Source organism: Streptomyces sp. SLBN-31, from assembly GCF_006715395.1.
In the GTDB taxonomy this organism is placed as follows: domain Bacteria; phylum Actinomycetota; class Actinomycetes; order Streptomycetales; family Streptomycetaceae; genus Streptomyces.
The window spans coordinates 2,791,049-2,805,663 of the sequence record NZ_VFNC01000002.1 but is presented as its reverse complement, the minus strand read 5'-3'; the positions used below and the strand labels follow the sequence as shown (position 1 = coordinate 2,805,663).

The window sequence follows — 14,615 nt, the reverse complement described above, 5'->3', positions numbered from 1 at the left end:
TATGCGCAGGCCGTATGGGTGACGTTCAGTACGAGGGGGACGAAAAGTGCAGACGCCGCGAGCCCGTCTACCTTGACCCGGTCGACGCCGTGAGCGTCGTTCCCGTCCGGTCACCGCATCGCCGGTTCCGTCCTCAGCACCGGCCAGGACAGCCGGCCCGCCGCACCGGCCATCCGTACCCCTGAGCCCCGCCCCACCGCCCCAGCCAGCGTCGGGCCTCGGCGGCGGACCCCGCACGACCCGAGTACGAGCAGCAGCACCGAACACCGTATGGGAGAGCGAGACCCGCAATGGCGCAGCAGCCCCTCCTCCGCGATGTCATCGACATCAAGGAGTCCATCTCCACCTCGGACTTCGTGCTGTCCCTCGCCGAGGCGACGACACCCGAGGGCGCCGAGCACGCGCTCAAGGACTACGTGGTCACCGAGCGGTTGCTGGAGAACTTCGACGAGGCGCTGAAGCTCATCAAGTCCTCGCTCGACGGGCACCGCTCCAAGGCCGCCTACCTGCACGGCTCGTTCGGTTCCGGTAAGTCGCACTTCATGGCCGTGCTGTACGCGCTGCTCAGCGGCGACCCGGCCGCCCGCGCCCGTACCGAGTTCGACCCGGTGCTGACCAAGCACGAGTGGCTGACGACGGACGGCAAGAAGTTCCTGCTCGTGCCGTACCACATGCTCGGCGCGAAGGCCCTCGAACAGCGCGTGCTCGGCGGATACGTCACGCATGTCAAGAAGCTGCGCCCGGACGCCCCGACCCCGCAGGTGTACCGGACCGACTCCCTCTTCGCCGACATCCGCGCCATGCGCGCCAACATGGGCGACGAGGCCGTCATCCGAGGGTTGGGAACCAGCGACGCGGACGACGGCGAAGAGGACGAGTGGGGCGAGGGCTTCGCCTGGACCCCGCAGCTCCTGGACACCGCACTTGCCGCCGAGGAGAACCACGAGGCCGGCACCCCGCTCGACCTCCGCAACCCCTCCACCCCGGCCGAGCTGCGCGCCAAGCTGGTCAACGACGCCAGCACCAACCTCCTGCCCGGCTTCGCCAAGAACGCCGTCGAGGACGAGCACGGCTTCATCTCCCTCGACGCCGGTCTGTCCGTCATCGCCGAGCACGCCAAGTCGCTCGGCTACGACGGCCTGATCCTGTTCATGGACGAGCTGATCCTCTGGCTCGCCACCCTCATCCACGACCAGAAGTTCGTGGCCCGCGAGGCCAGCAAGATCACGAACTTCGTGGAGGGCGGCGACGCCCGCCGCGCCATTCCCGTCGTGTCATTCATCGCCCGCCAGCGCGACCTGCGCGAACTCGTCGGCGAAGAAGTCTCCGGTGCTGCGGAGTCGTCCATCCAGGACACCCTGAACCTGGCATCGGGTCGCTTCGACAAGATCACTCTGGAGGACCGCAACCTCCCGCAGATCGCCCACGCCCGCCTCCTCAAGCCCAAGGACGCCGAGGCGGAACGGCTCGTCGACGCGGCCTTCGAGCAGACCAAGCGGGTCGGCACCCAGGTGTGGGACACCCTGCTCGGCTCGGAGAAGGGCACGACCGGCGCGGACGCGGAGTCGTTCCGGCTGACGTACCCGTTCTCGCCGGCCTTCATGGACACCCTCGTCCACATCTCGTCCGCGCTGCAGCGCTCCCGTACGGGTCTGAAGCTGATGGGCCAGCTCCTCGCCGATCACCGCAACGAGATCCGCCTCGGGCAGCTCATCCCGGTCGGTGACCTCTACCCGGTGATCGCCGAGGGCGGCGACAAGCCGTTCACCGACAGCCTGAAGGTCGTCTTCGAGGCCGCCGACAAGCTCTACAAGACCAAGCTGCGGCCGTACCTGCTCAGTTCGTACGACATCACCGAGGACGACGTCGAGCAGTACCTCAACCGGCCCGAGGCCATCACCGACCCGCAGCGCGCCAACCGCTGCCGCATGTTCGTCGGTGACAACCGGCTCGTGTGCACCCTGCTGCTGTCCGCGCTCGCGCCCAGCGTGCCCGCGCTGGCCGAGCTCACCATCCGGCGGCTCGGCGCGCTCAACCACGGGTCCGTCCTCGCTCCCATCCCGGGCGCCGAGGTCGGCATCATCAAGAACAAGGTCGCGGAGTGGGCGGCCCGGTTCCCTGAGATCAAGGAGACCGGCACCGACGCCAACCCGGGCGTACGGCTTGAACTCTCCGGCGTCGACGTGGACTCGGTCATCGCCAACGCCCAGGTCAACGACAACCCGGGCAACCGGGCCGCGCTCGCACGCCGCCTGCTGTCCGAGGAACTGGGCGTTGAACACGGCCAGTTGAGCGACCAGCTCAGCTTCACCTGGCGTGGTACCGCCCGCACCGCCGAGATCGTCTTCGGTAACGTCGCCGACGAGGACGAGCTGCCCGACCACGACCTGATGCCGCAGGAGGACGGCCACTGGCGTATCGCCATAGACCTCCCCTTCGACGAGGGGGAGTGGGGTCCCGTCGAGGACGTCAACCGGATCCGGCGGCTGCGTGAGCGCCAGCAGGGCGAGCGGTCCCGTACCGTCGCCTGGCTGCCCGCCCACCTGTCCGCGCAGCGCTTCGCCGACTTCCGGCGCCTCGTCGTCATCGACAAGGCCCTCGCCGACGAGCACCGCTTCGACACCCAGTACGCCGGCCACCTCAACGCCGACAACCGCAGCCGCGCCAAGGGCCTCCTCGAAACCCAGCGCGAGGCCCTGCTCAAGCAGGTCAAGGGCGCCTTCAAGCAGGCCTACGGCCTCGCCCAGAAGCAGGCCGCCGACGTCGTCCCCGATTTCGACGACCACCTCGTCGCGCTGCCCGACGTGGACAGCCTCACCTTGTCCTTCGGGCAGAGCCTGCACGACGGCATCCGCCATGTCGCGGGCAAGCTGCTCGCCCACCAGTACCCGGCGCACCCCGACCTCGACCCCGAGGCCACCGGTATCGCCGTCAAGCCGATCGACACGAAGAAGGTCTTCACCCACGTCCGGGCCGCCGCCGAAGCCCGTGACGGACGGGTGGAGGTCCCGGCCGCCGACCGCAAACTCATGCAGCGGATCGCCGGGCCCCTGCGGCTTGGGCAGCAGAAAGAGGCGTACTTCGAGCTGTCCCGCTACTGGGCCGACCACTTCCGCCAGCTCGCCAGCGCCCAGGGCGTCACGGGGGACCTGTCCCTGATCACCCTGACCGACTGGACGGACAGGCCCGATCCGCGCGGCCTGCCCGATTTCCTCGCCCGGCTCGTCGTCGCCGCCTTCGCCGAGATGGACGACCGGGTGTGGGTGCGCGGCGGCACCGTACTCGACCCCGCGCCCGAACTGTCCGCGATCAGGGACCATGACGCGCTGCGCAGCCAGCCGCTGCCCGCCGAGACCGACTGGGACACGGCACGCCAGCGCTTCGAGACGATCTTCGGGCAGAAGGCACCCGCCCTGCGGCGCGGCCGGATGGTCAACCAGTTCGCCCGCCAGATCATCGAGGCCGCCCGCACCCACCGGGACCACGCGGCCGACCTCGTGCACCAGTTGGAGGCCCACGCCTCCTTCCTCGGTCTCGACCAGACCGCCGACACCGGACGACTCGCCCTCGCCCGCCGCTCCCTGCAACTGCTGGACGCGCTCACGGCGGAGGCCGGCAAGGGCGCGGCCGGGGCGAAGAAGACCGTGGAGGCCCTCGCCTCCTTCGACCTGGGCCAGACCAGCGCCGACCGGTACGGGACCTCCATCAAGCAGGCCCGCGGCGTCGCGGAGGCCGTCGCCTCCGCGCCCTGGAGCACCCTGGAGCTCGCCGCCGGACTCGGCCCCGAGGGCGAGGCCCTGCTCGACTCGCTGCGCAACGTGGCCCGCGACGACCAGCGCACCGCGGACCTGCGCGACGCCCTGACCCGCACCCAGCGCGAAGTCGTCGCCCTGGTCAAGCGCAGCCAGGCCGCCGCCCAGCCGTCCGCGCCCGTCGCGCCTCCTCAGCCCACGGCGGGCGACCTGTCCCTCGACACGCCGACCAGCGACCCGCGTATTCCGTACACCCCGCAGCAGACACCCACTCCGAGTTCGGGCAGTGGGCCCGCGCGGAAATCCGGTGGCCGCCGTACGACCGCGGCCCGAGCCGCCGCCGACCTCCAGGCGGAACTGTCCGAGCTGGCCGCCCGCCACCCCGACGCGACCATCGAGATCACCTGGCAGGTCGTCGAATGACGGACACCGTCACTGTCGCCCCGGGCGCCGTACGGCTGAACACCGCGACCGTCACCCAGTACCTGTCCTCGCAGTCCTCTCTCGCCGCCTCCCTGGCGGGGGACGGCCGGGGCAGGCGCCGCGTCGTGCTGCTGCGGTCCGCGCCCCAGTGGGACGGCCCCGCCGAACCCGCCTGGGGCGAGGGCCGGACGGCCGGTGTCGCGGTGGCCCCCTCGCCGCTCGCCGTTCACGAACTCGTCATCGAGCACCTGGCGGGCCGGCGCCCCGGCCCCGCCGTCCTGGTCGTCCTCACCGACCGGGAGCAGAACGAACTCGACCCGGCGATCCTCGCCCGCGTCCACAAACTGCGCATCGACACGGTCGACAGCTGGGACGTCGTCCGTGAGGCGTTCGGCGCCCGGCAGATCGACCCGCGCCTCAAGGACGTCAACTGGGCCGCCGAGGCGCTACTCGACGCCACCCCGCCCGGCGGCTGGCCGCCCGTGCCCGGCGGCTGGCTGTCGAGGCAGTACGCCCTGACCGCACTCGCCCAGCGCCGTCTGCGTCTTGGCCGCTACGACACCGAGGGCGGCGCGTGGCGCCTCGGCGACGACCGGCTCGACGCGCAGACCCTGCTGCACTGGTCGACCCGGCCCGGCGCCCCCGAACGGCTGCTGGGTCTGCGCGGCCCCGAGCGCGCCGGACTGACCGCCTTCCTCGGCGAGGAGGACCAGGCCGGCCCTGCCGGACGCGCCCTGCTCGCCCTCGTCGACGCCGAACGCGGCGCGGACGCCGCCGCCTTCGGTCTCGTGTGCGCGGCCCTGTGGCAGCACGCCGAGCCCGCCCCGGAGACGTACCAGGCCCGTGGCCGCGCCGAACGCTACTTCGGCGACCAGCCGCCGGCAGTGGGCGAACAACTCGACACTCTGGTGGCCGCCTTCGGCCGGTTCGCCGAGGAGTACGTGACCACGCTGCTGGCGGCCGGACACCGCAACGGCGGCGCCGACGCCGACCAGGCTCGCGAGGCACGCCGCACGACCGGCATCGTGCTCGACCGGGCGGACGTACTGGCCCGCCAGTTCGGGGCGCAGACAGCCGTCGCGGCGAGCCCCGTTCTGCGCGGCGGACTCGAGGCCCGGTTCACCGCCGTCGGCCACGCCTTGGCGGCGGGTGACACGGCGGCGGCGTCGGAGGCCGTACGGCGCCTGGCGGACCACCGGCTCGCCACCGACCCGGAGGAGTCAGCCCGCATCGAACGCGCCCGCATGGGGCAGCGCCTCGCCCGCTGGCTGGCCACCGACCCGCCCGTCGAAATGCCCACCGTCGCCGACGCCATACAGCGGCACATCGCCGAGACCAGCTGGGCGGACCTCGCTCTGGAGCACATCGAGGCCGGTGGCGACCCGGACCCGGTGCTGAAGGCCGCCTACGACACCCTCGGCACACGCGTCAGAGACCGGCGGCGGCAGATCGACGCGGCCTTCGCACGCTCACTGGCCGCCTGGACGGAGGCCGGCACCCAGCCCGGAGGCATGCTCACCGTCGAGACCTTCCTCGACCGCGTCGTCGGACCGGTGGTGCGGCGCGAGGCGGAGCGACGGGTGCTGCTGCTCGTCCTCGACGGCATGAGCGCGGCCATAGCGAACGAACTCGGCGAGGAACTGCGCCGTTCCTGGGCGGAGTTCGACCCGCTGTCCGAGGGCGAGCCGCATCGTCGGGCGATGGCGGCGGCATTGCCCACCGTGACGGCCGTGTCCCGCACCTCGCTCTTCTCGGGCACGCTGACGAAGGGCACCCAGGCCGACGAGAAGCGGCTCTTCCCCGCACTGAAGCTGTGGGGCGGGGCCCCGGCAGCGGTGTTCCACAAGGACGACCTGCGCACCGAGACCGCGGGCGACACCTTCGGCCCGGCGCTCACGGAAGCGCTCGCCGACGGCAGGACCCATGTCGCCGTCGTCCTCAACGCCATCGACGACCGCCTCGCGAAGGAACAGAAGCTCGGCGACGGAGCCTGGCGGGTGGACGACGTCCCTGGCCTTCGCGACCTGCTGGGGGTGGCGGCGGCGCAGGGCATGGCCGTCATCGTCACCAGTGACCACGGCCATGTCGTCGACCGGCACGGCACCAAGCTCGACGCCGTCGCCGAGCCCGCGTCCGCCCGACACCGCCTGCCCGGCGACGGTCCACTCGCCGAACAGGAGATCGCCCTCTCCGGGCCGCGCGTGGTCGCGCCCGAGCCCGGCGCGTCCATCGTCGCCCTGTGGGACGCCGACTCCCGCTACACCGCCCTCAAAGCCGGCTACCACGGTGGGGCCTCCCTCGCCGAGTTCACCATCCCGGTGCTCGCCTTCCTGCGGTTCGGGGCGGAACCGCCCAAGGGGTGGCGGGAGTTGGGGGACCAGCGGCCGGTCTGGTGGGCTCCGGAGGAGGCGGGGAGACCGCTCCCGGACCAGCAGGCGGCCCAGACGGCCGGCGCGGCTGCGAAGAAGGGGACCGCGAAACCCCGGAAGAAGCAACCCGAACCCGGGACGCTGCCCGACGCGCTCTTCGACGTGGCACTGACCACGGGAGGAGACGATGCCCTGCTCACCCCGACCGCCGTCTCGCGGACCGAGGCACTCGTGACGGCGCTGCTCGACTCGGAGACATACCAGGCACAGCTCGAGGGTCTGGCCCGCAAACCGCAGCAGGAACCGGTCCACAAGGCCCTCGCCGCCCTGCTCGACGCGGGCGGCACCCTGCCGGTGACCGCACTCGCCCAGCGTGCGGGCATGCCCACCACCCGGGGCGACGGCTTCGCCGCCGTCCTACGCCAACTCCTCAACTACGACGGCGTACAGGTGCTGGAGACCCTGCCGGACGGGCGCACGCTGCGGCTCCATGAGGCGTTGCTGCGCGAACAGTTCGCCCTCCGCGCGGCCTGACAGCGTTCGGGGTGCCTCCGGCGTCCGCTTGGAGGCACCCCGTACGGCATGCTCGCTGCTGCCCTGCCGCTTCGCCGCCTCAGCTCACGAACGCCCGCAACAGCTTCGCGAAGGTCGTCAGCTCGTCGATCATCTCCTGCGGAAGCGGCTTCTCGTCGAAGTGGGCGATCCGGTTGCGAATGTCCTTCACTCGCTTCAGGCGGCCGATGAACTGCTCCCTGGGCATGTTGGGCCACTTCAGGGCTTCCCAGTTGGCGTCGGCGGCCTCGGCCAGCGACGTCTTCGTCTGGTCCCCGTCCAGGAGCCTCAGGTAGTCGCCGAACATGAGGTCGGAGACCTGGCCGGTGCGGTGCTCGGGCTTCTTGTTCGTCTGGACGGCCTTGATGGTCTCCTTATCCAAGGCCGCGCCCAGGCAGCGGCGCAGCAGGGACTCGATCTCCCCGACGATGAAGAAGGGCCGTGCCGCGCCCTCGAAACGGTCCGTGACGTCCGCGGCGGTGACGAGCCCCGAGAGACAGCCGTCGTCGCCGCGGACCAGGAGGTAGCCGTGTTCGCGGATGACCGGCAGGGCGGAGAAGAACTCCTGACGGGTGTCGGCGACCGGAAGGGAGTCCTTCTCCATCGCGTTGTCCAGCGTCGGCTGCTTGCCCGCCTCGTACATCTTGGCGACAGAACCCCAGGTGACCACCCCATGGATCTGCGCCATGCCCGTGGTCACCGGCACCTGCGCGACGCCCTTCGTACGCATCAGGAACGTCGTCTGCGCCAGTGGTGTGCCGGGACCCACGGACACCAGGCCACGCCGCGCCGACGGAATGTCCCCGAGCAGCAGACGCTGCGGAAGGGCAGCCGAGGGCAGCGCCTCCTCCGTCTCGTCCTCCTCAGCGTCGGCGGGGGCGGCCTGTGCGGGAACGGACGCGAGCGGCACCACGTCGACGTTGCTACGCAGGCCGCAGACGGCGAAGTCCGGAAGCGTCGTCAGCCCCGCGTCCGTGAGCGCCTGCGAGATGCGGTGCACCGTCCGGTGGTCGCGGACTCTCACTTGAAACAGGTCGAGGATGTCCTGAACAGGCACGGTCCTGCCCTTGAGCGCGGCCAGGTCCTGCCCGCTCGGTGAAGTCGTCATCGGGCGTCGCCCTCCGCGAGGTCACGGAGCATGGTCCTCTTGCCCATCGCGGCGTGCACGAGGTCCTGCAACTGCTTGGAACGGTCGTTGTAGAACCGTTCGTAGTCGTTGTCGCGGAGCGCATCCGGATCGATGAGGTGGGTGGCGAGGACGTCGTCGAACCATTCGGGGCGCATGTCGGAGGCGGCGACCATGGTGGACAAGTACGACGCCGGCGCCCCGGTCATGTCCATCGCCGCGCGGTAGGACAGGGGTGTCTTGTTCACGATGGAGTTCGTGGGCAGACCCTGGCTGTTGCCCCGGCGGAACCAGGTCTTGGGGAAGATCTGCCGGACGTCCACGCTGTACTCGTCGAGCCGGCCAGGGCTGAGCGGACTGTCCGTGTAGTGCCAGTCCACCGCACCCTGCTTGATCAGCAGGGCGTAGATCCCCTTGTAGGCGGCGCTGTTGCGGGTGGTGAGGCTGTCGAGGCGGTCGGCGAAGAAGAACGCGTCCGTGACGGTGTCGGGCGCCCGGTCGTCCTGCGCGATCCAGGGGACGAGCTGCTCGACGTCACGGGTGAAGCGGGTCTCGGTGGAGCCGCCGTACATCTCGCCGAGGACCCCGCACCAGTACCACTGCTCGGTCTTTTCCTCCGCTCCCAGGCCGTCCAGCGCTGTGTCGAGGATGGCGCGGACGGCCGCGAGCGGGACGAGCTGGGTCTTGTACGGCAGGTCGCTCGGACGGACGATGCACTGCCGTTCCAGGAAGTCGCCCACCCAGGCGAAGGCCTCGGCGAGTTTCGGAGCCAGGCGGACGAAGTCGGCCAGCGGGAGTTCCAGCAGATCCCGGCGCTTGCAGGACACCGTCGCCCCGGTGCCCGCCTGCTTCCGTTCCCAGGTGCGTACCAAGGCGATGGCCTGCAGGAAGTCGATGCTGCTCAGCCCGTTTTCGATGCCGCTGTCCAGACGACCGAAGACCGGGTACTTGGCCGCCAGCCCCTGCTTGATTTCCCGCCACACTTCGGGGAGTTGGTAGTAGTCCCCGGTCTCTTCCACATAGTCGCGGTCCCCGGCGTAGGTCGCGGTGAGCAGTTCGAAGACGTTCAGGGGCACACCGCCCGTGTTGACACGCTCGAACACGGCGCACACGGCGTCCATGGAGGTGGAGGCGGCCAGTCGGATCATCGGGACCTGGAAGGCACGGACCTGCTGGAGAACCGACTCGTCGAACTGGCCCCACAGGTCCCAGTTCCGGTCCTCGTCCGCCTTGATGTAGGACTTCTTCCACTGGTTCACACGCTGGGCGTCGAAGACGAGATGCAGAGGGAAGAGACCGGCCGCGCACTCGTCCTCGGTAGTGCTCAGATCCAGCACCACCGTGCGGTTGAAGTCGGTGCGGAGCACCTTGTCCGCCGGGACGGACAGGATGGCCTCGTCACGGTCAGCGGACGGACCGACGGCCTTCGCGATGTCGACGTAGTACCACCGCTCGATGGGCTTGCCCCGGGCATCCGCAGTCTCGACGGGGGCGTCCAGCCACAGGGCCTGGAAGAGAGAGGTCAGGCGCTGCTGCCCGTCCAGCAGGAGAAGGTCCGCGCTCGGATCCCCGTCCGGGCGTGCCCCGGTGAGTGTCCGGGAGCGGAACCGGGTGGCGCCGCCGGTCTGCAGCGTCATCACGACGCCGAGCGGGTAGTCGAGCGTCACTGTCGCGATGATCGCGCGGATCCGGTCGTCGTCCCACTTCCAGTTCCGCTGGAAGTCGGGCAACTGTAAGGAGCCCGATGCCACGTCCGCGAGTACGTCTTTCAGCTTCACATTGTCCAGTGCCGCCACGTTCGTTCCACTCCCCACCCTGACCTATGTACGGAGAGTGATTCCAGCAGCGTCTTCGGGTGACCGTCAACCGATTCAACGAAGTAGGCGGCTCGCCGCAGTGCCCCGTGGACGGCGGCCCGGCCAGCGGTCGGCTTCCGGTCCCCGCACGGCGGTGCTCGTGGAAATGGAAGACTGGTTCTTGTGAGCACCACCGGATCCCAGCGCCCCGCACAGGTGAGCGCCGCCCGTCGTCGTACCGTCATCGACGCGCTGCGGCGCGGTGCCGTGCCCGACAGCGGGCTCGACCTGCTGGCCACCGGACTCGACCGGTTCGAGGCGGCCCTGGATGCGGAACTGGACGCAGTGGCGTCCGGCGGATCCGTGTTCAAGGCCGTGCGGGGCGAGTACGGGTCCGGCAAGACGTTCTTCACCCGCTGGCTGGGGGAGCGGGCCAAGCGCCGTAACTTCGCCGTCGCCGAGATCCAGGTCTCGGAGAACGAGACCCCCCTGCACCGGCTGGAGACGGTCTACCGGCGGCTCACCGAACGGCTCACCACTTCCAGTTTCCCGCCCAGCGCGCTGCGGCCCGTGGTCGACGCATGGTTCTATGCCCTGGAGGAGGACGCCCTCGCGTCCGGCGCGACCGAGGACGAGCTTCCGAGCGAGGTGGAGAAGCTGCTTGTCGCACGGCTCGCCGAGGTCTCCCGGCACGCTCCGTCCTTCGCCACCGCTCTGCGCGGTTACCGGGCTGCCCTCGCGGACGGCGACGAGGCAACCGCCGCGGCCGTCCTGGCGTGGCTCGGCGGCCAGCCGCACGTCGCGGCCTCGGCCCGCAGGACCGCCGGCGTGCGCGGCGACCTCGACCACTTCGGCGCCCTCGGGTTCCTGCAGGGGCTCCTCACCGTGCTGCGCGACTCAGGGCACACCGGGCTGTTCGTCGTCCTCGACGAAGTGGAGACACTACAGCGGGTCCGGTCGGACGCCCGCGACAAGGCGCTCAACGCGCTGCGGCAGCTCATCGACGAGGTGCACTCCGGCCGCTTCCCCGGTCTTTACCTGGTCATCACGGGCACGCCGGCCTTCTACGACGGTCAACAGGGCGTGCAGCGCCTTGCCCCGCTCGCGCAGCGGCTGGCCACCGACTTCACCACCGACCCGCGCTTCGACAACCCTCGCGCCGTACAGATCAGGCTCCCCGGCTTCAACCAGGAGTCCCTGGTCGGACTCGGCCTCACCATTCGTGACCTGTATGCCGACGCCGCAGAAGCGCCGGAACGCGTGCGGAAGGTCGTCGACGACGCGTACGTCGCGGACCTCGCGCTGGCAGTCGGCGGAGCGCTGGGCGGGAAGGTCGGAGTGGCCCCCCGGCTGTTCCTGAAGAAACTCGTGGGGGACGTACTCGACCGCGTGGACCAGTTCGACGACTTCGACCCCCGGCAGCACTACCGGCTCACCGTCACAGGCAGTGAACTCACCGACGTCGAGCGGAACCTGGCTGCAACGGTCTCCGGGGGCTCCACATCAGCCGACGACATCGATCTGGAGCTGTGATGGCGGACGCGGGAAGCCCAGCCGGGAAAGGACCGGGTGACGACGACATGGACGTACTCGACCGGCTCGACCCTGTCGTCCTGCACCACATCGTCAACACCCTCGGCTGGCCCGACCTGCGCCCTCTCCAGCGCGCGGCGATCCCCCCGCTCATGGACGGAAAGGATGCCGTCCTGCTGGCTCCGACGGCGGGCGGCAAGACCGAGGCGGCCTGCTTCCCCTTGTTGTCGGCGATGACCGAGCAGAAGTGGACCGGCACGTCCGTGCTGTACCTGTGCCCGCTCAAGGCACTCCTCAACAACTTGATCGGGCGTGTCGACGCGTACGCCCAGTGGCTGGGGCGGCGCGCCGCGCTGTGGCATGGCGACACCAAGGAATCGCAACGGCAGCGTATTCGGGCCGAGGCGCCGGACATCTTGCTGACCACGCCCGAATCCCTCGAAGCGATGCTGATCGGGGTCAAGACCGACCACGCCCGCCTGTTGGGAAGCATCCGGGCCGTCGTCGTCGACGAAGTGCATGCATTCGCGGGGGACGACCGGGGATGGCACCTGCTGGCCGTGCTCGAACGGCTGGAACGGGTCACCGGACGGCCCATCCAGCGCGTCGGACTCTCGGCGACTGTGGGCAACCCCGCCGAGTTGCTGCACTGGCTGCAAGGGGCAGGCGCCGGCAGCCGCGCGAATCAGGTCGTCGCCCCTGGCGTGCACCTGCCGACGAGTGACGGGACCGGTCAGGGTGACAAGGCGGTGGCCAAACCGTCTCACAGGCCGGCGGGCGAAGTTGAACTCGACTACGTCGGCTCCCTGGACAATGCTGCCAAACTCATCGCGGCGCTGCACAGGGGAGAGAAGCGGCTAGTCTTCTGCGATTCACGTCGCCAGGTCGAGGAGCTGGGCGCGGCCCTCCGGGCACGAGAGGTGACCGTCTTCCTGTCCCACGCCTCCCTCTCGGTCGACGAACGCACCCGCTCAGAGCAGGCATTCGCCGAGGCCCGCGACTGCGTCATCGTCTCCACGTCAACCCTCGAACTCGGCATTGACGTCGGTGACCTGGACCGCGTCATCCAGATCGACTCACCGGCCACCGTCGCCTCGTTCCTGCAACGCATCGGACGAACCGGGCGGCGGTCCGGCACGGTGCGAAACTGCCTCTTCCTGACCACCCGCAAGGAAACGCTGCTCCAGGCGGCGGGCTTGCTGCTGATGTGGTCGCGCCGCTGGGTGGAACCGGTCGTCCCCCCGCCCGAGCCGCGCCACCTTGTGGCCCAGCAACTGCTCGCCGTCACCCTGCAACAGCACAAGCTCGGCGACCAGTTGTGGGACCGGCAGTGGAACGGCCTCGCCCCATTCGACAAGTCGGCTGCACCTATCCTGCGCTTCCTCACCGAGGAGGGCTTCCTCGACACCGACGGTGGGATGTTGTTCGTCGGCCCGGAGGCGGAACGACGCTTCGGAAAACGCCACTTCATCGAACTCACCGCCTCCTTCACCGCACCTCCGCAGTTCACCGTCCTGTCCGGACGCACGGAGATCGGCCGTACCGACCCGAGCGTGCTCACTGGGGAACGCCCTGGCCCCAGGCGGTTGCTACTCGGCGGACGCAGTTGGCAGGTCACGTACATCGACTGGCTGCGCAAACGCGTCTTCGTCGAACCGGCCGACGGCGGCGGCATCGCCAAGTGGATGAACGGCGGCGTCGCCGGACTGTCGTACGCCCTGACGCGCGCCATGCGCGAGGTGCTGCTCGGCACCAACCCGCCCGTCGCCCTCACCCGGCGGGCGGCGGCGTGCCTGGCCGAACAGCGCGAAACAGACGCACCCGACACCGTCCACCCGGGCGGCACGTTGATCACCCGCGTCGGCTCCGATGTCCGTTGGTGGACCTGGGCCGGCTACCGCGCGAACGCCACCCTGGCGGCCACCCTCCAGTCGGTCACTGACCCCCTGCAACGGCCCACCGACAGCTGGCTGCGCCTGCGTGAGAACCTCACCCCGGCCGCCTGGCGTGTGGCCCGAGAGGACGTCGGCGAGAACCTCGTCCTGCCCGACGTGGACCGCCGGGCCGTACGCGGCCTGAAGTTCTCCGCCGCCCTCCCGGAACGCCTCGCCGTGGCCACGGTGGCGGCCCGCTTGGCCGACTTTGAGAGTGCCCGCTCTGTGCTAGACGAGTCGGCGCGCTTTCAGTACGACGGCTGAATCGGAAAAGCCGCCAAGGCCGCTCTGAATGGACCCCAGGAGTTACGCCCGCCCCAACTGCTCCGTCACTGCTCGATGCGCACGCCGCCCAGTAGGTGCGTGAAGTCCGCGAGGGCCACCACGGTGCAGGCGAAGCGGTGGCAGGAAGACAGGACGCGCAGGCGCCGATCTTCCGGTGCATGGCGGAGGCTTCTTGGCGGCCGGAGAGGGAATGTCAAACGAGGGCTACATCGAACTCGCGGCGTTGGAGGCGATTGGCGGTGTCCACCGTGGTGGCTTTGAGGCTCCGTGCGGCGAATGGTGATCGATTGGCGTCCACCTGCCGACACCGCGCAGGTACCGCACCGCTCAGCCGTCGTTGGGCTCGCGGTCTACGCGACCACCGTCGGAGTCGCCTGCAATATGCGAAGGCAGCCGAATGAAGACGGACTCGGACGTCTTCGAGCGCATCGAGTCGCCCCCCTGATCCCAATACTGAGGAAGTCCCCGTCTGGACCGCCCTCGGGCGTGATGTCGTCTTACGTAGCCATACAGACGCCCTGCCTATACGTCTACGCAAGTCATAGCGCTGCAGTGACAATCCCCAGCGTACAGCGTGACTCGTCTGCCGCCCGAAGGAAATGAACGTTTTCCTGAATGGCTCATCACAGCTTGGGATTGGTCACCGACGTGTCATCCCCGCCAACCTGTCGACGGCCCTGCCGATGGGAAGTTGTCTGCCAGGGCAACCGTCGACGCAAATTTTTCCCCTCAAGTAGACCGTCCCGGCGTCCACCGCCGAGGACCGGTACCGCTACGTCGGGTCCTACTCCCGCCTGCGGTAAAGCGTTCGATCCAGCTCGGCCGCCTCCGGCCCACCAGTCGGT

Annotated in this window: 6 protein-coding genes; 4 read left to right on the top strand and 2 right to left on the bottom strand. The window is 69.7% G+C overall.

Annotation, left to right across the window (positions count from 1 at the left end; translation table 11 throughout):
• The first annotated feature begins 290 nt into the window (after positions 1-290).
• Both FBY22_RS32840 and pglZ read left to right on the top strand, forming a co-directional pair.
• Positions 291-4,175: a phage resistance protein gene (locus FBY22_RS32840; protein ID WP_142151610.1), complete on the top strand. Its 3,885-nt coding sequence runs from the start codon at positions 291-293 to the stop codon at positions 4,173-4,175.
• Positions 4,172-7,078 (top strand): BREX-2 system phosphatase PglZ, encoded by a 2,907-nt coding sequence (gene pglZ, locus FBY22_RS32835; RefSeq protein WP_142151609.1) that lies wholly within the window; start codon positions 4,172-4,174, stop codon positions 7,076-7,078. Before FBY22_RS32840 ends, pglZ begins: the two co-directional genes overlap by 4 nt.
• A gap of 79 nt (positions 7,079-7,157) precedes the next feature.
• Here the strand turns inward: pglZ and FBY22_RS32830 are convergent, their stop codons facing one another.
• Together FBY22_RS32830 and FBY22_RS32825 are read right to left on the bottom strand one after the other, a co-directional pair.
• A complete protein-coding gene (locus FBY22_RS32830; RefSeq protein WP_142151608.1) occupies positions 7,158-8,204 on the bottom strand; it encodes a CBS domain-containing protein in 1,047 nt (348 codons plus the stop codon).
• Positions 8,201-10,018 carry a DUF262 domain-containing protein gene (locus FBY22_RS32825; RefSeq protein ID WP_142151607.1) on the bottom strand — a complete coding sequence of 606 codons (1,818 nt, stop codon included), beginning with the start codon at positions 10,016-10,018 and terminating at the stop codon, positions 8,201-8,203. The genes FBY22_RS32830 and FBY22_RS32825 overlap by 4 nt, the downstream gene beginning before the upstream one ends.
• 183 nt (positions 10,019-10,201) lie before the next feature.
• Between FBY22_RS32825 and brxD the strand changes: the two genes are divergently transcribed.
• On the top strand, positions 10,202-11,551 hold the full coding sequence (gene brxD / locus FBY22_RS32820) for a BREX system ATP-binding protein BrxD (RefSeq protein WP_142151606.1): 1,350 nt from the start codon (positions 10,202-10,204) through the stop codon (positions 11,549-11,551).
• The gene (locus tag FBY22_RS32815; protein WP_174267316.1) at positions 11,551-13,749 is read left to right on the top strand and encodes a DEAD/DEAH box helicase; all 2,199 of its coding nucleotides are present in this window, start codon (positions 11,551-11,553) and stop codon (positions 13,747-13,749) included. The genes brxD and FBY22_RS32815 overlap by 1 nt, the downstream gene beginning before the upstream one ends.
• Positions 13,750-14,615: the final 866 nt, after the last annotated feature.